Source organism: Kushneria halocnemicola (assembly GCF_965650455.1).
In the GTDB taxonomy this organism is placed as follows: Bacteria; Pseudomonadota; Gammaproteobacteria; order Pseudomonadales; family Halomonadaceae; genus Kushneria.
In genome coordinates this window covers 608,095-628,580 of sequence record NZ_OZ287968.1, presented here as the reverse complement: position 1 = coordinate 628,580, position 20,486 = coordinate 608,095, and the positions used below count along the sequence as shown (strand labels likewise).

13 protein-coding genes are annotated in these 20,486 nt (G+C 61.9%); 11 read left to right on the top strand and 2 right to left on the bottom strand.

Features of this window, described 5'->3' with window-relative positions:
• The first annotated feature begins 20 nt into the window (after window positions 1-20).
• Complete coding sequence (gene betB / locus ACS92L_RS02700; RefSeq protein WP_438766856.1) at window positions 21-1,490, top strand: betaine-aldehyde dehydrogenase; 1,470 nt, start codon at window positions 21-23, stop codon at window positions 1,488-1,490.
• An 83-nt stretch (window positions 1,491-1,573) separates the two neighbouring features.
• Window positions 1,574-3,277, top strand: a complete 1,704-nt coding sequence (gene betA, locus ACS92L_RS02695) for a choline dehydrogenase (protein WP_438766854.1) — start codon at window positions 1,574-1,576, stop codon at window positions 3,275-3,277.
• Window positions 3,278-3,358: 81 nt separating this feature from the next.
• Here the strand turns inward: betA and edd are convergent, their stop codons facing one another.
• On the bottom strand, window positions 3,359-5,230 hold the full coding sequence (gene edd / locus ACS92L_RS02690; RefSeq protein ID WP_438766852.1) for a phosphogluconate dehydratase: 1,872 nt from the start codon (window positions 5,228-5,230) through the stop codon (window positions 3,359-3,361).
• 324 nt (window positions 5,231-5,554) lie between these two features.
• On the opposite strand from edd, the gene ACS92L_RS02685 reads away from it, so the two are divergent.
• The 4 genes from ACS92L_RS02685 to ACS92L_RS02670 all read left to right on the top strand — a co-directional run bounded on the left by ACS92L_RS02685 (window position 5,555) and on the right by ACS92L_RS02670 (window position 14,608).
• Window positions 5,555-6,826 (top strand): efflux RND transporter periplasmic adaptor subunit, encoded by a 1,272-nt coding sequence (locus ACS92L_RS02685; protein ID WP_438766850.1) that lies wholly within the window; start codon window positions 5,555-5,557, stop codon window positions 6,824-6,826.
• Complete coding sequence (locus tag ACS92L_RS02680; RefSeq protein ID WP_438766848.1) at window positions 6,823-9,945, top strand: multidrug efflux RND transporter permease subunit; 3,123 nt, start codon at window positions 6,823-6,825, stop codon at window positions 9,943-9,945. Before ACS92L_RS02685 ends, ACS92L_RS02680 begins: the two co-directional genes overlap by 4 nt.
• Window positions 9,942-13,004: an efflux RND transporter permease subunit gene (locus ACS92L_RS02675; protein WP_438766846.1), complete on the top strand. Its 3,063-nt coding sequence runs from the start codon at window positions 9,942-9,944 to the stop codon at window positions 13,002-13,004. The genes ACS92L_RS02680 and ACS92L_RS02675 overlap by 4 nt, the downstream gene beginning before the upstream one ends.
• A 212-nt stretch (window positions 13,005-13,216) precedes the next feature.
• On the top strand, window positions 13,217-14,608 hold the full coding sequence (locus ACS92L_RS02670; protein WP_438766844.1) for a hypothetical protein: 1,392 nt from the start codon (window positions 13,217-13,219) through the stop codon (window positions 14,606-14,608).
• Between the two features lie 58 nt (window positions 14,609-14,666).
• Here ACS92L_RS02670 and ACS92L_RS02665 read toward each other — a convergent pair whose 3' ends face one another.
• Window positions 14,667-15,239 carry a hypothetical protein gene (locus ACS92L_RS02665; protein ID WP_438766843.1) on the bottom strand — a complete coding sequence of 191 codons (573 nt, stop codon included), beginning with the start codon at window positions 15,237-15,239 and terminating at the stop codon, window positions 14,667-14,669.
• A gap of 204 nt (window positions 15,240-15,443) precedes the next feature.
• On the opposite strand from ACS92L_RS02665, the gene ugpB reads away from it, so the two are divergent.
• The 5 genes from ugpB to ACS92L_RS02640 all read left to right on the top strand — a co-directional run bounded on the left by ugpB (window position 15,444) and on the right by ACS92L_RS02640 (window position 20,482).
• Window positions 15,444-16,775, top strand: a complete 1,332-nt coding sequence (gene ugpB / locus ACS92L_RS02660) for a sn-glycerol-3-phosphate ABC transporter substrate-binding protein UgpB (RefSeq protein WP_438766841.1) — start codon at window positions 15,444-15,446, stop codon at window positions 16,773-16,775.
• 77 nt (window positions 16,776-16,852) lie between these two features.
• Window positions 16,853-17,731 carry a sn-glycerol-3-phosphate ABC transporter permease UgpA gene (gene ugpA / locus ACS92L_RS02655; RefSeq protein ID WP_438766839.1) on the top strand — a complete coding sequence of 293 codons (879 nt, stop codon included), beginning with the start codon at window positions 16,853-16,855 and terminating at the stop codon, window positions 17,729-17,731.
• Window positions 17,732-17,772: 41 nt separating this feature from the next.
• Window positions 17,773-18,618, top strand: coding sequence for a sn-glycerol-3-phosphate ABC transporter permease UgpE (ugpE, locus tag ACS92L_RS02650; RefSeq protein ID WP_438766836.1), 846 nt, complete (start codon window positions 17,773-17,775; stop codon window positions 18,616-18,618).
• A gap of 1 nt (window position 18,619) precedes the next feature.
• The gene (locus tag ACS92L_RS02645; protein WP_438766834.1) at window positions 18,620-19,714 is read left to right on the top strand and encodes an ABC transporter ATP-binding protein; all 1,095 of its coding nucleotides are present in this window, start codon (window positions 18,620-18,622) and stop codon (window positions 19,712-19,714) included.
• 3 nt (window positions 19,715-19,717) lie between these two features.
• Window positions 19,718-20,482, top strand: coding sequence for a glycerophosphodiester phosphodiesterase family protein (locus ACS92L_RS02640; protein ID WP_438766832.1), 765 nt, complete (start codon window positions 19,718-19,720; stop codon window positions 20,480-20,482).
• Window positions 20,483-20,486: the final 4 nt, after the last annotated feature.

The following is a 20,486-nucleotide window of genomic DNA, read 5'->3' as shown; positions in this document are numbered from 1 at the left end:
TTGCTTATTCGGGAGGCCCCATGGCCACGTTCGAGACCCAGCAGCTTTATATCGACGGCAAACGCGTTAACGCAACCTCGGGTGAGACCTTTGAATCCATCAATCCCTACAACGGTGACGTACTGGCCGAGATCCAGCAGGCCTCCCAAAACGATATCGATCGAGCCGTTGAATCGGCGCGCCGCGGTCAGAAGATCTGGGGGGCAATGACCGGTGTCGAGCGCGCCCGCATTCTCAATCGTACCGTGGCCCTGCTGCGCGAAAGAAACGACGAGATTGCCCGCGTCGAATCCATGGATACCGGCAAGCCGCTGAGCGAAACCACGGCCGTGGATATCGTTACCGGCGCCGACCAGCTCGAATACTACGCAGGCCTTGCTGCAACCGTTGAGGGCGAGCAGATTCCCATTCGTTCCGATTCCTTTGCCTACACCCGGCGCGAGCCGCTTGGCGTCTGTGCCGGCATCGGTGCCTGGAACTACCCGATCCAGATTGCCTGCTGGAAATCGGCCCCGGCACTGGCCACCGGCAATGCCATGATTTTAAAGCCCAGCGAAGTCACCCCGCTGACCACCCTGATGCTGGCCGAGATATTTACTGAAGCCGGCCTGCCGGACGGCGTTTTCAACGTCGTACAGGGCGATGGCCGCGTTGGCGCCATGCTGACCGAACACCCCGGCATCGACAAGATCTCCTTTACCGGCGAAGTGGGTACCGGCAAGAAGGTCATGGCGTCTTCGGCGTCGTCATCGCTCAAGGAGGTCACCATGGAGCTGGGCGGCAAGTCTCCCCTGCTCGTCTTTGCCGATGCCGATCTCGATCGCGCCGCCGACGGTGCCATGATGGCCAACTTCTACTCCACCGGTCAGGTCTGCACCAACGGCACGCGCGTGTTCGTGGAGCGCTCGGTCAAGGAAGCCTTTGAAGCGAAACTGCTCGAGCGCGTCGAGCGCGTGAAGGCCGGCGACCCGCTGGACCCGGCCACCAACTTCGGCCCGCTGGTCAGCTTTGAGCACATGAAAAAGGTCTGCGACTATCTGGACGCCGGCCGACAGGACGGCGCCCGCCTGCTGGTGGGCGGTGCGCGCATGACAGAGGGTGACTTCGGCAAGGGGGCGTTTGTGGCCCCCACCATATTTACCGACTGCAGTGACGACATGCGCATTGTCAGAGAAGAGATCTTCGGCCCGGTCATGTCGATTCTGGCCTTTGACGATGAAGCAGACGTCATTCGCCGCGCCAATGACACCGACTACGGTCTGGCCGCCGGAGTGTTCACCGAAGGACTCAATCGGGCGCATCGCGTGGTGCATCAGCTCGAAGCCGGCATCTGCTGGGTCAACACCTGGGGGGACAGCCCCGCCCAGATGCCGGTCGGCGGCTACAAGCAGTCCGGCGTAGGCCGTGAAAACGGGCTGCTGACGCTTGCGCACTATACCCGAGTCAAATCCATCCAGATCGAAATGGGCCCGTTTGAATCGGCCTTTTGATCGCCGGGTTTCATTCTGCCTCGGCGGGCATCCGGCCAGCTTTTCGTTTCGATGATCCGCCCATGACTCCTCAGGAGGGCTTGATGGCTGACACACGTGAATACGACTACATCATCATCGGTGCCGGCTCGGCCGGCAACGTTCTCGCGGCGCGTCTGACCGAGGACGACGATGTCACCGTGCTGCTGCTCGAAGCCGGCGGCCCGGATTATCGGCTGGATTTTCGCACCCAGATGCCCGCAGCGCTTGCCTATCCACTGCAGGGCAAGCAGTACAACTGGGCCTTTGAGACCGAACCCGAACCCTTCATGAATGATCGGCGCATGGAGTGCGGTCGTGGCAAGGGGCTCGGCGGCTCGTCGCTGATCAACGGCATGTGCTACATCCGCGGCAACGCCATGGATCTGGAAGGCTGGGCCGAGCTGCCGGGCCTTGATGACTGGGGCTATGCCCACTGCCTGCCCTATTACAAAAAGGCCGAAACCCGCGATATCGGTGGTAACGACTACCACGGCGATCACGGCCCGGTGCAGGTGGCCACCCCCAGGCCAACCACCAATCCGGTCAACCGCGCCTTTATCGAAGCCGGCAAGCAGGCAGGTTATGGTGAAACCGACGATCTCAACGGCTACAGGCAGGAAGGCTTCGGGCCGATGGATCGTACCACCACGCCCAACGGACGGCGGTCCTCGACCGCACGCGGCTATCTGGACATTGCCCGCCATCGCCCCAATCTGACGATCGAAACACATGCCGTGACCGACCGCATACTGGTCGAGGGCAAACGGGCCACAGGCGTTACCTACGCCCGCCGGGGCAAAAACCAGCAGGTGCGTGCCCGTCGTGAAGTGCTGCTGTGCGCCGGCGCCATTGCTTCTCCGGCCATCCTGCAGCGCTCGGGGGTGGGTGATCCTGACTGGCTCAACGAGATGCACATTGACGTCGTTCACGAGCTACCGGGCGTGGGCAAGAATCTGCAGGACCACCTGGAGATGTATATTCAGTACGAGTGCAAGCAGCCCATCACGCTCTACTCGGCGCTGAAGTGGTATAACCAGCCCAGAATCGGCGCACAGTGGCTGTTTCAGGGCAAGGGCATCGGCGCCAGCAACCAGTTCGAGGCCGGCGGCTTCATTCGCACCGACGAGGGTGAGTCCTGGCCCAACCTGCAGTACCACTTTCTGCCGTGTGCTATCAGCTATAACGGCAAAAGCGCCGTGGACGCCCACGGGTTTCAGGCCCACGTCGGTTCCATGCGCTCAAAAAGCCGCGGGCGCGTCAAAATCAAATCGCGCAATCCGGACGAGGCGCCGGGCATTTTGTTCAACTACATGAGCGAAACACGGGACTGGGAAGAGTTTCGCGATGCCATTCGCGTGACGCGACGCATCATCGAACAGCCGGCGCTGGACCCATATCGTGGCCGCGAGATTGCCCCGGGCCCTGACGTGCAAAGCGATGAGCAGCTTGACGCCTTTGTTCGGGGTCACGCCGAAACGGCCTATCACCCCTGCGGCACCTGCCGCATGGGCGAGGGACCGGACGCCGTGGTCGATGGTCAGGGCCGTGTACATGGCATGGAAGGGCTGCGTGTGATCGATGCCTCGCTGATGCCCGTGATTGTCACCGGCAACCTGAACGCCACCACCATCATGATGGCGGAGAAGCTATCTGATGTTGTCCGCGGCCGGGAGCCGCTCTCCCCATTGACGGATGTCGCGTTTTACACGGCGCAGAAAGCCAATCAGAACGATCGTGAGGCCGAGACGGCGAAGACACATCAATAGCCAGCGTCGTGGCGAACCAGCAAAAACACCGGGCGCGGGCCCGGTGTTTTTGTTGATAAAGATGGGCCCATACGAACTGGCTCAGATCGTGGTGCGCGCCCCGTCAACGCCGCAGACCGGTGCCACGTCAGCGGCTTCGAACCCGCCAAAGGTACTGGCACCCTCCTCGGCACTGCCGACCAGCGCACGCATGCCGGCGAACATCTCCCGACCCAGACCGTGATGATAGACCTCAAGATCGGCGCGGGCGCACGGCCGCGCGGCAAATTCACTGGCGTTGACGAGCACCTCAAGGCGACCGCTGACCGAATCGAGGCGAACCCTGTCGCCATCGCGCAGTCGGGCCAGCGGCCCGCCATCGACGGCCTCCGGCGTCATGTGAATCGCGGCCGGCACCTTCCCGGAAGCCCCCGACATGCGGCCATCGGTCACCAGCGCCACTCGAAAGCCGCGATCCAGCAGCGACCCGAGATAGGGCGTGAGCTTGTGCAGTTCCGGCATGCCGTTGGCCCGCGGGCCCTGAAAGCGCACCACGGCGATAAAATCGCACTCCAGCTCGCCGTTGTTGAAGGCCGTCTTGAGCGCGTCCTGATCGGCAAATACCCGCACCGGCGCCTCAATGACGCGAAACTCCGGCTTGACCGCCGACACCTTGATCACGCCGCGCCCAAGGTTGCCATCAAGCACTGTCAGCCCGCCCGTCGGCGAAAAGGGATGCTCGACATCGGTCAGCACGTCCGGGTCCAAACTCTGTGCCGGCCCTTCGCGCCAGACCAGCTTGTCTCCTTCCAGAAACGGCTCTTGCGTGTAGCTTTCCGACAGGGTTTTTCCGGTGACTGTCGGGATATCACCATGCAGCAGTCCCCCCTTGAGCAGCTCTCGAATCAGAACGCCCATGCCGCCGGCCGCATGAAAGTGATTCACATCGGCCTGCCCGCTCGGATAGACATGCATCAGACTCGGCACCACCGCCGAGAGCTCGGCAAAATCATCCCAGTTCAGGGTAATGCCCGCGGCACCTGCCATGGCGATCAGGTGCAGAGTATGGTTGGTGGAGCCGCCCGAGGCCAGAAGCCCCACCAGCGCATTGACGATGGCCCGAGCATCGATCTGCTGCCAGAAGGGCAGATAGCCCCCGCCTGGCTCGGAGTTTTTGATCGCCCGCTCGGTGCCATGGACAGTGAGCGCATCGCGCAGCGGCGTGTTCGGATTCACAAAGGAGGAACCCGGCAGATGCAGCCCCATGATCTCCATCATCAGCTGGTTGGAGTTGGCCGTGCCGTAAAAGGTGCAGGTGCCCGGGGCGTGATACGACGCCGACTCCGACTCCAGAAGCTCGGCGCGACCGACCTTGCCTTCGGCAAACTTCTGACGAATGCGCGCCTTTTCCTTGTTGGGCAGACCGCTGGGCATGGGGCCGGCGGGAACAAAGACGGCCGGCAGATGCCCAAAGCGGGCAGCCGCAATAAACAGACCGGGAATGATCTTGTCGCAAACGCCCAGATACAGCGCGGCATCAAACATGTTGTGGGACAGTCCGATGGCAGCGCTGCGGGCAATACTGTCACGCGAAAAAAGCGACAGCTCCATGCCGGGCTGACCCTGGGTGACGCCGTCACACATGGCCGGCACGCCGCCGGCCACTTGCGCCGTCGAGCCCATGCGGCGTGCGGCATCGCGAATGATGTCGGGAAATCGCTCAAAGGGCTGATGCGCCGACAGCATGTCGTTGTAGGAGGTAATGATGCCCAGATTGGCGCTGTTGGTCAGCTTGAGCTGCTGCTTGTCGGAGGCATTGCAGGCGGCAAAGCCATGGGCCAGATTGCCGCAGTCAAGCGCGCCACGATGGACACCACGGCGATGCTGTGTCTGCATGCGAGCTTCGTAAAGCGCACGGCGCTCATGAGAACGCTCGATAATGCGCTGGGTTACGCGGGTCAGGGTGGTGTGCATGAAAACCTCACCTGTCACGGTCTCGAAGGGGAAGGGGTCAGTCTATCCGAATTGCCCCGCTTTTGTAGTTAAACTACCTTTTGCGTCCACCACGACATTCGAACGTGGTACAACGACCGGGCCAGCGCCCCCGGCGATGAGGTAAACTGACCCCCTGCAGGTAAAATAATGTCATCCCATGATTCCTTTGCCTAATTTCATGCGATGTCCCTGATGTTCCCCCGGTAATCGCCGATACAAACGTGAACCCGATACTACCCGCCGACGAGTGCCTGTACGGTACCGGCCGTGGGAAAACGACAGCCTGACAACGGAAGTGGACGCATGTCTCACCCCTCTTCAACGCGCCGTGTCCCTGTTGCACGCGTGCTCCTCTGGACCCTGTTACTGCTGGTCGCCCTGATCGCCCTGTGGTGGTTTTTCCTGCGCGATGACCCGGAAGGCGACGACGGCGGCTCACAGGGCGGAGGCATGCCGAGTCCTGCCGTGGCTGCCGTCACCGCGCAGCAGGGAGACTTTCCGGTCACCCTGAGTGCTCTGGGCACGGTGCGTTCGCTGTCGAGCGTGGCCATTCGTCCCCGCGTCGAGGGCGAGCTGGTCTCGGTGGACTTCGAGGAAGGTCAGCGCGTCGACAAGGATCAGGTACTGGCGCACATCGACGATCGCACCTATCAGGCCCAGCTGGCCCAGGCCAATGCCGAGCTGACCCAGAATCAGGCGCAGCTGGCAACGGCCCGGGAGGATCTCAAGCGCTATGAGAACCTGAGCCGTGCCAACAACGTCTCGCGTCAGGACGTGGAAACCCAGCGCCAGCTGGTGCAACAGTATCAGGGCGCTGTGGAAGCCTCGCGCGCCAATATCCAGAGCGCCCGTGTTCAGCTGGACTACACTACCGTCCGCGCGCCGGCCGGCGGCATTATCGGGCTGCGCAACGTCGACCCGGGCAATATCGTCGCCACCGGCGATGAAAACCCCATCGCCACCCTGACGTCACTGGCCCCCATTTCGGTGGTGTTTTCCCTGCCCGGGCAGTACCTCTCCCGGGTACGAGACAGCATGGCGCAGGAACGCATGACGGTCAGCGTCATGGACGGCCATACCGGTGAAACGCTGGCCACGGGCGAGCTGACCAGCATCGACAGCGCCATCAACACCGATACCGGCACGGTGCGCCTGCGGGCGCGCATGGACAATCACGACGAGCAGCTGTTTCCCAACGCCTTTGTCAACGTGGAACTCACGCTGACCAAGCTGAATAACGTGGTGATCGTGCCTGAAACCGCCATTCAGAACAGTGAATCCGGCAACCAAGTCTATGTGGTGGATGACGAGGAGACGGTCCATCAGCGCAGCGTGGAGGTGGGGGCCAGTGACGATTTGCACGCCGTGATCGATGCAGGGCTCGACGTCGGTGAGCGGGTTGTGGTGGACGGCGTGGATCGCCTGCGCGATGGCGCCCGCGTCAACGTGGTCAGCAATCACCTTCCCGGCGAGAGTGACGATACCGACGACACACCGCCGGCAGGCGAGGCCACCAATGAAGGTCAGCTCAGGTCAACCGATGACCCCGCGGGTGAGGGTGACCGATCGTCATGAACCCGTCGCGTCTTTTCATCCTCCGACCGGTCGCCACGTCGCTGATCATGCTGGCCATTTTGCTGGCCGGCATCATGGCCTATCGGCTGCTGCCGGTAGCTTCTCTGCCGGAGGTGGATTACCCCACCATTCAGGTGACGACGCTCTATCCCGGCGCCAGCCCGGAAGTCATGCTCTCCAACGTCACCTCGCCGCTGGAGGACCAGCTCGGCCAGATTTCGGGGCTCGAGGACATGCGCTCCACCAGTACCGGTGGCGCCTCGCTCATTACGCTGCGCTTTGGTCTCGACAGCGATCTGGGCGTGGCCGAGCAGGATGTTCAGGCCGCCCTTAACCAGGCCAGCAATCTGTTGCCCAATGACCTGCCCATGCCGCCGAGCTACAGCAAGGTCAATCCAGCGGACGCCCCGGTCATGACCCTGGCCGTACGCTCGGACAGCCTGCCGCTGACGCGCGTTTACGACCTGGTGGATACCCGGCTGGTACAGCGCCTTTCCCAGGTCAGCGGGGTTGGCCTGGTCTCGCTGTCGGGCGGCCATGAGCCTGCCATTCGTATCGACGGCGACGCCCGCCGCATGGCGGCCCACGGTCTGGATATGGAAGCCGTGCGCAATGCCATCACCGCGGCCAACGTCAATCAGCCCAAGGGCACCCTGTACGGCCCCTACCGGGCGCTGACCATCGATGCCAACGATCAGCTCACCTCGCCGGAGCAGTATCGCGATCTGATCGTCAAATACGATAACGACATGCCGCTGCGCCTTCGCGATATCGCAAGCGTTCACGAGGGTTCGGAGAACGCCTGGCTGACCGCCTGGGCCGATCGTGACCCGGCGCTGATCATCAGCGTTCAGCGCCAGCCCGGCGCCAACGTGACCCGCGTGGTCGATGATATTCGACGCCAGCTCCCCGATCTGCAGGGGAGCCTGCCCGAGAGCGTGGACATCTCGATTTTAAGCGATCGCACCCAGACCATTCGTGCCTCGGTGGAGGACACCCAGTTCGAGCTGGTGCTGGCCGTAAGCCTGGTCATCCTCATCACCTTTTTGTTTCTGCGCAATATCCCGGCCACCATCATTCCGAGCCTGGCCGTGCCCATGTCGCTGATTGGCACCTTCGGTGTCATGCACCTGGCAGGCTTTAGCCTCAACAATCTCACGTTAATGGCGCTGACGATCGCCACCGGCTTTGTCATTGATGATGCGATCGTGGTGCTGGAAAATATCATTCGCTATCTGGAAAAGGGCGAAAAGCCCATCGATGCGGCGCTCAAGGGTGCCAAACAGATCTTTTTCACCATCATCTCGCTGACCGTGTCGCTGGTAGCGGTGCTGATTCCACTGCTGTTCATGCAGGATGTGGTCGGGCGATTGTTCCGCGAGTTCGCCATCACGCTGGCCGTGGCCATCGTGATCTCGGCGTTCATTTCGCTGACGCTTACGCCCATGCTGTGCGCGAAAATGCTCAAGGCGCGAGCGCCGAAGGAAGGCGCCGACAGTGAGGACCCGCAGCAGCATGCCGAGAGCTACTCGGGTCTTTTCGGTCGTCTGCTGCGCCTTTATGACCGCGGCTTGAAATGGGTGCTGATCCATCAGCGGCTGACGCTGGTCGTGGCCGTCATTACCTTTGGCGTCACGGCGCTATTGTATCTTGCCATCCCCAAGGGGCTCTTCCCGCAGCAGGATACCGGTGCCATTCGCGGCATCAGCGAGGCAGATCAGTCGATCTCCTTTGACGCAATGGCCCGCCACCAGCAGGCGCTGGCAGACATTATCCTCAACGACCCGGCGGTAGAAAGCCTCTCTTCGACCATTGGCGTCAACGAGGACAACAGCACACTCAACACCGGGCGCTTTCAGATCAATCTCAAGCCGCTGTCCGAGCGCGACGGCGCTCAGGCGGTCATCGCACGGCTCAACGACAAGACCCGCTCCGTTGCCGGCATGCGCCTCTACCTGCAGCCGCTGCAGGATCTGACGCTGGATGACAACGTCAGCCGCTATCAGTACCAGATGTCGGTGACCAATAGCGATGCCGGCCTTTTGTCCCGCGATGTCGACGCCCTGCTACAGCAGATCCGCCAGTCACCGGCCATTTCCGGCGCGGCCTCGGATCTGCAAAACCGCGGCCTGCAGCTCTATCTCAATATCGATCGCGACCGCGCCAGCCGACTGGGCATCAGCGTCAGCGATATCGATGCCACGCTCTACAACGCATTCGGCCAGCGTTTGATCTCGACCATTTTCACCCAGTCCAACCAGTATCGGGTGGTCATGAACGTCGCCGACGATCAGCAGCGCGGCCCCTCGGCGCTGGATCGCCTCTATATCGCCGCCGACAGCGGCGACATGGTGCCACTGACCTCGCTGGTCAGCATCGAGCAGCGCTACACCGACCTGTCACTGTCACGCCAGAATCGGATTGCCGCCGCCAACGTCTCCTTTGATGTGGCGCCCGGCCACTCGCTGTCCCAGGCCTTTGACGCCATCGATGAGGCCGGCGCGCAGGCCGGACTCGATCAGGATACGCACCAGGCCTATCAGGGCGCCGCGCTCGGCTTTGCCGGCTCCACGGCCAATACGCTGCTGCTGATTCTGGCCGCCGTGGTGGTGATGTATATCGTGCTGGGCGTTTTGTACGAAAGCTACATCCACCCGCTGACCATCCTCTCCACCCTGCCCTCGGCGGCCATCGGCGCGCTGCTGGCGCTGATGATCACCGGCAACGACCTGGGCATGGTGGGCATCATCGGTATCATTTTGCTGATCGGCATCGTCAAGAAAAACGCCATCATGATGATCGACTTTGCCCTCGACGGTCAGCGCCACATGGGGCTTTCACCGGCTGATGCAATCTATCGCGCCGCACTGTTGCGTTTTCGCCCCATCATGATGACCACCTTTGCCGCACTCTTTGGCGCCATTCCGCTGATGCTGGCCAGCGGTTTCGGCTCGGAGCTGCGCCAGCCGCTGGGGCTTGCCATGGTCGGCGGGCTGCTGGTCAGCCAGCTTCTGACGCTTTTCACCACGCCGGTCATCTATCTGTTCTTTGACCGGCTGGCCGGTCGCGTCACCGCTCGCGGCGCTGACACGACCGTCTCCGATGGGCAGGCCTCATGAGCCTGTCCTCGCCCTTCATTGCGCGACCGATCGCCACATCACTTCTGACCCTGGCGATCATTCTGGGCGGGCTGCTCTCCTATGCGCGTCTGCCGGTGGCGCCGCTGCCGGCGGTATCGTTTCCCACCGTTCTGGTCACGGCCAGTCTCTCCGGGGCCAATCCGGAGACCATGGCCTCGACGGTGGCCACACCGCTGGAGCGCTCGCTCGGCCAGATCGCCGGCATCAGCCAGATGACCTCGTCGAGCTCGGAAGGCTCGACCAGCGTTGTCATCCAGTTCGATCTGGACAAGGACATCAACGAGGCGGCCCGGGAGGTACAGGCGGCGATCAACCGGGCCGAGGCGCTGCTGCCAAGCGCCATGACCAGCTCGCCCCGGCTGCGAAAGCTCAATCCGGCCGACTCGCCGATCATGCTGCTGTCGCTGACCAGCGCCGAAATCGACAAGGGCACGCTCTATAATCTGGCCGACCAGGACATTGCCCCGCGCATTTCACAGGTCGAAGGCGTCTCGCGCGTCAGCGTTGGCGGCAGCTCCTCACCGGCGGTGCGCATCACGCTTGACCCGCGCCGGCTCGAAAATGCCGGCATCGGCCTTGATCAGGTGCGCGATGCGATCAACGCGGCCAACAGCAACCAGCCGACCGGCTTTACCGAAGATGAGCGCTATCGCTGGAGCGTACATACCGACTCGCAGATGTTCGAGGCGCAGGACTATCGCGACCTGATCATTCGCCGCGACGGCGATCACGTCATGCGCCTGAATGATGTAGCGCACGTCGAAAAAAGCGTCGAAGACATCTACAACGTTGGTTTTTACAACCGCCAGCCGGCAGTGGTCATCGTGGTCAGCCCGGCAAGTGACGCCAACGTGATCGAAACGATCGATCGCATCAAGGCGCGCCTGCCCGGTATTCATGCCGCCCTGCCCGCCAGCGCCGATCTGCATACGGTGCTGGACCGCTCCCCCGGCATCAGCGCCTCGCTGCAGGAAACCCAGATCACCCTGATACTGGCGGTGTTTCTGGTGGTGATGGTGGTGTTTGTCTTTTTGCGCAATCCGCGGGCCACGCTGATTCCGACCGCCGTCATTCCGGTGTCGCTACTGGGCACCTTCATGGTGATGTATCTGCTGGGGTATTCCCTCAACACGCTGTCGCTGATGGCGCTGATCATTGCCATCGGCTTTGTGGTCGATGACGCCATCGTGGTGGTGGAAAACATTGCCCGACACATCGAAGCCGGCATGGACGTGCGAAGTGCCGCGCTGCTGGGCGCGCGCGAGGTGGGCTTTACGGTGCTGTCGATGAGCGTGTCGCTGGTGGCCGTGTTCGTGCCGCTGCTGTTTCTGGGCGGCTTCATCGGCCGGCTCTTCCACGAGTTTGCCATGACGCTGGCCACGGCGGTGATGGTGTCGCTGCTGGTCTCGCTGACGCTCACGCCGATGCTCTGCTCGCGCTGGCTCAAGGGGTCCGCGCATGAGCGCCCCCCGGGCAGAATCCCGCTTCTGATCGAACGTTGCGGTCAAATCATTCTGGCAGGCTATGAGCGCACGCTGAACGTTGCCCTGCGACACCGACGCCTGACGCTGTTGTCGCTGGTGGCCGTGATCGTCCTCAACGGCTTTTTGTACGTCCATATCGACAAGGGGTTCGTGCCCGACCAGAACACCGGGCGGCTGATCGGTGCGGTACGCGGCGATCAAAGCATCTCGTTTGAGGCCATGTCGGCCAAGCTGGAAACGGCCCGTGACCGTCTGCTGGCCGATGACGCCGTGGCAAGCGTTCTGGGCTTTCTGGGCGGCAGCGGCCCGGGCGGCGGCGGCGCCAACTCGGCCACGCTGTTTGTGTCGCTCAAGCCGGACCACGTGGACGACACCAACGCACAGGGCAACCGCCTGTCTGCCTTGATGAGCGATATCCCCGGCGTTCAGGTGTTCATGCGCGGCCTGCAGGATCTGCGCATGGGCGGGCGCTCTTCGAGCAACAGCCAGTATGAACTGACGCTCAAAAGCGATGACCTGTCGCTGCTGCGCGAATGGTCACCGCGGGTGGCCGAGGCGATGCGCGACATTTCAGAAATTACCGGCGTGGACAGCGACAGCCGCGAGGGCGGACAGGCCATCAAACTGGTGGTGGATCGCGACCGGGCGTCCCGTCTGGGTCTGAGCATGCGCGATATCGATACCCTGCTGGGCAACGCCTTTGCTCAGGGGCAGATTTCAAGCGTCTATGAAGGCACCAACCAGTACTACGTGGTGCTGGAAGTCGCCCGGCAGTGGCAGCGCTCGGCCAGAGCGCTGGAGATGATGCACATCGTCAACGATCAGGGCAGCCCCATACCGCTGTCGGCCTTCAGCCACTACGAGCGCAGCACCAGCCCGGTCAGCGTCAGCCACCAGGGGCAGTTTGCCGCGACCACGGTGTCGTTCAATCTAAGCGATGGGGTGTCGCTTTCCGAGGCCACCGACATCATCAGTGACCGGCTTGACCGGCTGCACCTGCCCACCGATATTCAGGCCGACTTCGAAGGCAGCGCCGCCAGCTTTCAAAGCGGTGTCGAAACCATGCCGTGGCTGATTCTGGCCGCGCTGGTCACGGTCTATCTGGTGCTGGGCATTCTCTATGAAAGCTACATTCATCCGCTGACGATCCTGTCGACCCTGCCCTCCGGCGGAATTGGCGCGCTGCTGGCGCTGATGCTGCTGGGCAAGCCCTTCACCCTGATTGCCCTGATCGGCATCATCCTGCTGATCGGCGTGGTCAAGAAAAACGCCATCATGCTGGTGGATTTCGCCCTGAGCGCCGAGCGCGACCGCGGGCTGTCTGCCCAGGAGGCCGTTCGAGAAGCCGCGCTGGTGCGCTTTCGACCCATCATGATGACCACCCTGGCGGCCATTCTGGGCGCCCTGCCACTGATGTTCGGCACCGACGAAAACGCCGCGCTGCGCGCCCCGCTGGGCATCTCCATTGTGGGGGGCCTGATCGTCAGCCAGATCCTGACGCTCTACACCACGCCGGTGGTCTATCTCTATCTGGATCGCCTGAGACGGCGCTGATCATTTATTTAAAATGCTCATGCCCAAAGGCCCCTTGCGTTATCGCAAGGGGCCTTTCTTATCCAGTACCATCGATGACAGGCCGGCCGCTTTATTCGTGAACAGCGTTTATCCCTTCAGTGCCAGATGGTAAGTTACCGGTGACATGACGTGTCACAACCACAAAAACTTCTCACGTCCTTTTTACATAACAACGATCCAAGGAACAGTGCATGACACCCCGAACGGATTCACGACGCCTGAGACTGCTGACCCTTTCCCTGAGCATTTCCGCGGCCATGGCCGCCACCGCCGCGCAGGCCGCGCCGGACGATCAGCAGACCATCGAAGCGCTGCGCGCCCAGCTCGAGCAGATGCAGCAACGCCTTGATCGGCTGGAGCAGCAGTCAAACGGCACTGCCGGCAGTGCGCAAAACGCCAGCGCGTCACAGAGCAATACGGCAACAACTCCGAACCCCCAGCAGTCGGAATCAAGGCAACAGCAGTCGGAATCAAGGCCACAGCAGAACCTGGCGCAGGAAAACAGCTCCGCCATCGAGCAGATCCAGCAGACGCAGATCAGTGGTCAGCTCGAGTTCAACGGCAGCTTCAACGACTGGAGCGAGCGCAGCAAGGACACCACCGGTGATATGGATTTCGGCAAGTTCGTTCTTGTCGTGGATGGCGAAGTGGACGATCTGGAATATGCCTTCGAGTATCGTTTCTATGACGGCTATCAGTTTTTGAAGTCAGGCTGGCTCGGCTTCAACCCGAATGACGACGACACCATCCGCGTTGGTCTGGTTCAGACGCCTTTCGGCAACATGGACTATGGCTATCAGGGCTGGTACGGCACGCTTCCCTATATTGCCGGCTTCAACGACAACCAGAACGCCGGGGTGAAGTGGGATCACCGCCAGGGCGACTGGGAGACCTCGCTGGCCTTTTTCAAAAGCGACAACCTGGGCAGCGGCAACGAGCACTACGGCGCCAACGCCATCGGTGACAGTGCGCAGGGCAACAGCGAAGAGAATCAGCTCGCCGCTCGCGCCGGCTATACCTTTGATCACGGCGACGACTACTCGACCCAGCTCAACGTCTCGGCAAAGGGCGGTCAGCTATACAACGAGCAGACCAATCGCAGCGGTGACAACTGGTCGGCGGCCATCGGCCTTGATGGGTCATACGGCAACTGGCGCACCATGTTCCAAGCCACGACCTATGAATACAACCCCAAAAATCCCTCGGAAGCGCAGTCAGGTATCTCTGATAATGCCGTACAGATCGGTGCCTTCGGCTTCAACTACCTGATTCCCAAGCGCGGTCAGATGTATACGGCCAGCGCCAGCTACAGCATGGATGTCGACTGGGGCCCTGTTGAAAACCTTTTCTTCTTCAACGACTTCAGCTACATCGATCCGTCGGATGACTTTTCATCCATCAACGGCGGCTTTGGCAATCAAAAGGATCCGATGCTCAACGATCTGGGCGTACTGGTGACCGCCGGCCCCTATTTTGCCTGGTTTGATATCATCACCAACAAAAATGGGTTGAACTACTTTGGCTCACCGGTCAATGACAAGTGGCACACCAGCATCCAGACCAATTTCGGCATCAACTTCTAAATGCTGATGAGCGTTAAAAAACCCCGGCCATGGCCGGGGTTTTTTATGCGTGTGTCGATCAGACCAGCGTGTTGAAGTGACCGACCCCCTCGGCAAAGCGGGTCTTGTAGCGTTCGAAAAGCGCCGGGTCGCGCTTGAAGGCGCGCAATACGGCATCGGTCTGAAAATCCACCACCTCCGGTGCCCCGGAGAGCGAGTCAACGCCGGAACGGGCGTTGAAGCCGCTGCGCAGGTCACTGTCACTGTGGCGATACCAGCGCTCAAAGCCGAAAGTAGTGAAAAAGGCTTCAAGCCTGGGGTCCGATGTGGTGGTGCGCATTGCGGTGGACTCGCCAAGCCGGGTCACCAGCCGGCGCCCATAGCCCCGGCCGCGCTTTTTCTCCGGGGTGGTCAAAAGCCTGAGCTCGACCCCGCGGCCTTCCACTTCAAGTGTGAGTAGCGCCACCGAGCACAGCCTCGCGCCGTCATCAAAAAGGGCCACGATACGCGCCGACTCCTGCTCCAGCAGTCGGCTCACGCCGGCAAACTCGACCAGCGGCGCAAGCCCCGCTTCTCGCCCGAACACGCTGGCACAAAGCATGGCCAGACAGGCATCCCGGTCCTGCACGTCGGTGATATATGAAATCTTCAAGGGTGCATCTGCCCGCCGTTCAAAAGCGCCATCATGCCATGCGCCGCTCATTGCTGGCCAACCCCCGGGCATACACTGACGCCCCCGGGGCCTTGCGCTCGCCCGTGTCATACGGCTGACACATGCCCGACACATGATTGCCATGCCGGCCTCTCAGCATACTGGCGCAGCAGATACTTTCATGACGACAACGCGGAGCACGACATGGTCAAGGGTTTCAGGGGCATCGTCTCGATGGCAGCACTGTCCACGCTGGCACTGGGCACCACGCCGGCCGGCGCCGCCACCGATATTGTCTGGTGGCATGCCATGGAGGGCAGTCTGGGCGAAAAGATCGATGAGATTGCCGCGGGCTTCAATCAGTCGCAGTCCGACTACGTGGTCAAGCCGGTCTACAAGGGCACCTACAGCGAAAACCTGACCTCGACCATCGCCGCCTTCCGCGCCGGCAATGCCCCGGCCATCACCCAGGTCTACGAAGTCGGCACGGCCACCATGATGAACGCCCGGGGGGCGATCTATCCGGTGTACGAGCTCATGGCGGACACCGACCAGCCCTTTGACCCCGACGCCTATCTGCCGGCTGTCACCGGCTACTACAGCACCACCGATGGCGACATGCTGTCGCTGCCGTTCAACTCGTCAACGCCTGTGGTCTACTACAACCGCGACCTGTTTGAACAGGCAGGGCTCGATCCCGACGCACCGCCCACCACCTGGAAAGCAGTGGCCGACGCGGGCCGGCAGGTCGTCGACAGCGGGGCCGCCAGCTGCGGCTTTACCACCACCTGGCCGAGCTGGATTCAGCTCGAAAACTTCGCCGCCCGTCACGACATCCCCTTTGCCAGCGAACAAAACGGGTTTGGCGGCCCATCTGCACGGGTGACGGTCAACGACAGCGACGCCGTGGTCGACCACGTCCAAGATCTGATCGACTGGCAGCAAAGCGGCGTGTTCAGCTACGGCGGTCGCGAGGACCAGGCCTCGCCGCGCTTTTTCTCGGGCAACTGCGCCATGCTGATGGCCTCCTCGGCAAGCTACGCCAGCGTTCGCGACAATACCGAAAGCTTTGACTTCGGCGTCGCGCCCCTGCCCTGGGACCCCGAGGTGATCGATGAGCCGAAAAACTCCATTATCGGTGGCGCCTCGCTGTGGGTTCTGCAGGGCCAGAGCGATGAGGTCTATCAGGGCGTTGCCCGTTTCTTCAACTATCTCTCTTCCCCGGAAGTCCAGGCCGACTGGCATCAGTTCACCGGCTATCTGCCCATTACCGACGAAGCCTATGCGCTGACCCGTGAGCAGGGTTTTTACGACGACAACCCCGGCACCGAGATCGCCCTTCAACAGATGACCGAAGGCGAACCAACCGATAACTCACGCGGGGTGCGTCTGGGCAACATGCCCCAGATTCGTGACGTCATCGAAGAGGAGCTCGAGCGGGCCTTCAGCGGTGACAAGACCGCCCGGCAGGCGCTCGATGACGCCGCCGCCCGAAGCAATGAGCTGCTCGAGCAGTTCGAGCGCAGCGTGCGCTGACCCCTCGCCCCGGCGGCGGTGTCGCCGTCGGGAGCCCTGCCCTGTTCACTGTCGCCTTTGGATACGCCTGCCCCATCATGTCCACGTATCAGCGTCATCGCCTCACGCCATGGATGCTCATGGCGCCTCAGCTTGTCATCGTGCTGGTGTTTTTTTTCTGGCCGGCAGCGACGGCCCTGCGACAGTCCCTTTATGTGCAGGACGCCTTCGGGCTGGGAGAAACCTTCGCCGGGCTTTCGAACTTTACCCGGGTACTGGCCTCGCGAAGCTATCACGAGGCTTTGTTCAACACGGCCATTTTCAGCGTCAGCGTGGCACTGGGGGCCATGGCCATTGCGCTGCTGCTGGCCACCATGGCCGATCGGGTCCTGCGCGCCAGCCGCGCCTATCGCACGCTGCTGATCTGGCCCTACGCCGTCGCCCCCGCCGCGGCCGGCGTTTTATGGATGTTCATGCTTGACCCCACGCTTGGCGTACTGACCCGGGCGCTGACGGTGCTGGGCATTGACTGGGATTTCCGGCTCAACGGCGGCCAGGCCATGGCGCTGGTGATCGTTGCCGCCATCTGGCAGCAGATGAGCTACAACTTCGTATTCTTTCTGGCCGGCCTTCAGGGCATTCCGGCCAGCCTGCTGGAGGCGGCCGCCATTGATGGAGCCGGCCCCTGGCGGCGCTTCTGGACCATTACCTTTCCACTGCTGTCCCCCACCACCTTCTTTTTGCTGGTCATGAACACGATCTACGCCTTTTTCGAGACCTTTGGCACCATCGACACCACCACCGGCGGCGGGCCGGGCGGCGCCACCCGCACCCTGGTCTACAAGCTCTATCAGGACGGCATCGTGGGGCTGGATCTGGGTGGCTCGGCGGCGCAGTCGGTGCTGTTGATGGCGATGGTCGGTCTTTTGACCCTGGTGCAGTTTCGCTATGTCGAACGCCGCGTGCAGTACCACTGATCATTTTTTGTTGTCATTGATCCTCATCAGGAAGCCTTGCCATGCGCTATCACCGACCAAACCTTGATGCACTGGCCCACACCCTGCTGATCATCGGGGCGCTGATCTTCATGCTGCCCGTTATTCTGGCCGTGCTGGCCTCCACCCAGACACCCGGCGCGCTGTTTTCTGGAACGCTGCCGCTATCGTTCGGTGCCAGCGGGCTGGATCACTATGTCACGCTGTTAAGCGAGCCGGTGCGCGGCATTGGCGTGCCCGCCTGGCAGCTGATGCTCAACTCGCTTTTGATGGCGCTGGGCATCGCCATCGGCAAGCTGACCATCGCCATTCTTGCCGCCTACGCGCTGGTCTTTTTTCGCTTTCCGTTTCGCCGCTGCTGCTTCTGGCTGATCTTTGTGACGCTCATGCTGCCCATCGAGGTGCGCATCGTACCGACCTATGGCGTGGTCGCCAGCCTCGGCCTGCTCGACAGCTATCCGGGACTGGTGCTGCCGCTGATTGCCAGCGCCACGGCGACCTTTTTGTTTCGCCAGTTTTTCATGACGCTGCCGCCTGAACTGATGGAAGCCGCCCGGGTGGATGGCGCCGGGCCGTGGCGGTTTTTTGTCGACATTTTGCTGCCGCTGTCGCGAACCAATATCGCGGCGCTTTTCGTCATCATGTTCATCTACGGCTGGAATCAGTACCTGTGGCCGCTGGTCGCCATGAGCAGCGCCGATAACGCAACGCTTGTGATGAGTCTCAAGCGGCTGACCCTTGCCACCGACGGTACGCCGCCCTGGCATCTGGCCACCGCCATGACGGTACTGGCCCTGCTGCCGCCGGTGGTGGTGATCATCATCATGCAACGCTGGTTCATCAAGGGCCTGGTGGATACGGAGAAGTGACATGGCAACACTCGAACTCAAACGTCTTCGAAAGCGCTATGCCGGCGGCAGCGATGTGCTCCATGACATTGAGCTGAGCATCAGTGATGGCGAGATGATCGTGGTCGTCGGCCCGTCGGGCTGTGGCAAGTCAACGCTTTTGCGCATGGTGGCCGGGCTTGAAACGATCAGCGGCGGTGAGCTTTTGATCGACGAGACATGCGTCAACGACCAGGAGCCGGCCGAGCGCGATATCGCCATGGTGTTTCAAAACTATGCGCTCTATCCCCACATGAGCGTTTTTGACAACCTGGCCTACAGCCTCAAAAACCGGGGGACGCCGAAAGATGAGATTGCCCGGCGCGTCGAGACAACCGCCCGGCTTCTGGACATCGCCACGCTTTTGGATCGAAAACCCCGCCAGCTCTCCGGCGGGCAACGCCAGCGCGTGGCCATGGGTCGCGCCGTGATTCGAGAGCCGCGCGTGTTCCTGTTTGACGAGCCGTTGTCCAACCTGGACGCCAGCCTGCGCGTGCAGATGCGTCAGGAGATTCGCGCCCTGCAGCAGCGCCTGGGCATCACCTCACTTTATGTGACCCACGATCAGACCGAGGCCATGACCATGGCCGACCGGCTGGTGGTGATGAACGCCGGACGCATCGAACAGATCGGCACGCCGATGGCGCTGTTTCGAAAACCGGCCACCCGCTTTGTCGCCGGCTTTATCGGCTCACCGGCCATGAACTTTCTGACCTTTGCCGCCAATGACCTGCCCGGCTGGCTGACCCGGGTGCCGACCGAGACCGAGGCGCCGCTCGCGGGCGAGTTGAGCGTGGGCATCCGGCCCGAGCACATCACGCTTACACCACAGGGCGCCGGGCACATCGAGGCTCGTATCGAGCTGGTGGAGCCGCTGGGCTCGGAGAGTCTGGTGCATGTGCGACCGGCGGGTGACGGTGCACGGCTGGTGGTCCGTTACGCCGGTACCGAGCTGCCCACTGTCGGCCAGACCATCGGCCTGAATCTTCAAGGGCCGTTTCATCTGTTTAATGAGCATGGACAACGACTGGCAACCCGGCCCAGACTTGCCGACACGATTTGTTCCATGGAGCCCTGACACATGCAGCTACCCCGCTATATTGCCCACCGTGGCCTGTCAAAACACGCGCCGGAGAACACGCTGGCCGCCATTCAGGCGGCAGCCGATGCCGGCTGTGAATGGGTTGAACTCGACGTTCAGTGTCTGGGCGACGGTACGGCGGTGATCTGGCATGACGCAGACGTTGATCGCTGCAGCGACGGTCAGGGGGCACTGATCGACATGACCCGTGATCAGATCCGCCCTCTGGATGTCGGCAGCTGGTTCTCACCGGCCTTTCGCGGCGAGCGCATGGCGCTGCTCGATGAAGCGCTCTCGCTTGTCAGCGCCCTCGAGATGGGCCTGAACCTGGAGCTCAAGGTCAACCCCGGTCACGACCCGGTCGCCCTTGCCAATGTCGCGGTTCATCGCGCCCGCCAGGTTCTGCCGCTGGATCGTCTGCTGGTATCAAGCTTTGACATGACCGCGCTTGAAAGCGCCCGGGCGCAGGATGAGGCGCTGGCGCTGGGGCTTTTGTATGAAGCCGTTCCGCGGCGCTGGGCCAGCGATGCCGAGCGGCTTCGCCCGGTCAGCGTGCATGCCGACTGGACCCGTCTTGATCAGGAGCGTCTTATCGAGATCCAGAGCGCCGAACTGGCCATGCTTTGCTACACGGTCAACGACCCCGAGCGCTTCGCCTCCTGGTGGGACCACGGCGTCAACGGTGTCATCACCGATGACCCTGCCCTGTTTGATGCACGCTATCAGCGCCGAACGCGCGGCGACGGCAGCCGCAAACCGCGCTGACGAC

What these genes read in the sequence shown, in the direction of transcription:
- betB (WP_438766856.1), top strand. Translation starts at nt 21, where the DNA reads ATGGCCACGTTCGAGACCCAGCAGCTTTATATCGACGGCAAACGCGTT.
- betA (WP_438766854.1), top strand. Translation starts at nt 1,574, where the DNA reads ATGGCTGACACACGTGAATACGACTACATCATCATCGGTGCCGGCTCG.
- edd (WP_438766852.1), bottom strand. Translation starts at nt 5,230, where the DNA reads ATGCACACCACCCTGACCCGCGTAACCCAGCGCATTATCGAGCGTTCT.
- ACS92L_RS02685 (WP_438766850.1), top strand. Translation starts at nt 5,555, where the DNA reads ATGTCTCACCCCTCTTCAACGCGCCGTGTCCCTGTTGCACGCGTGCTC.
- ACS92L_RS02680 (WP_438766848.1), top strand. Translation starts at nt 6,823, where the DNA reads ATGAACCCGTCGCGTCTTTTCATCCTCCGACCGGTCGCCACGTCGCTG.
- ACS92L_RS02675 (WP_438766846.1), top strand. Translation starts at nt 9,942, where the DNA reads ATGAGCCTGTCCTCGCCCTTCATTGCGCGACCGATCGCCACATCACTT.
- ACS92L_RS02670 (WP_438766844.1), top strand. Translation starts at nt 13,217, where the DNA reads ATGACACCCCGAACGGATTCACGACGCCTGAGACTGCTGACCCTTTCC.
- ugpB (WP_438766841.1), top strand. Translation starts at nt 15,444, where the DNA reads ATGGTCAAGGGTTTCAGGGGCATCGTCTCGATGGCAGCACTGTCCACG.
- ugpA (WP_438766839.1), top strand. Translation starts at nt 16,853, where the DNA reads ATGTCCACGTATCAGCGTCATCGCCTCACGCCATGGATGCTCATGGCG.
- ugpE (WP_438766836.1), top strand. Translation starts at nt 17,773, where the DNA reads ATGCGCTATCACCGACCAAACCTTGATGCACTGGCCCACACCCTGCTG.
- ACS92L_RS02645 (WP_438766834.1), top strand. Translation starts at nt 18,620, where the DNA reads ATGGCAACACTCGAACTCAAACGTCTTCGAAAGCGCTATGCCGGCGGC.
- ACS92L_RS02640 (WP_438766832.1), top strand. Translation starts at nt 19,718, where the DNA reads ATGCAGCTACCCCGCTATATTGCCCACCGTGGCCTGTCAAAACACGCG.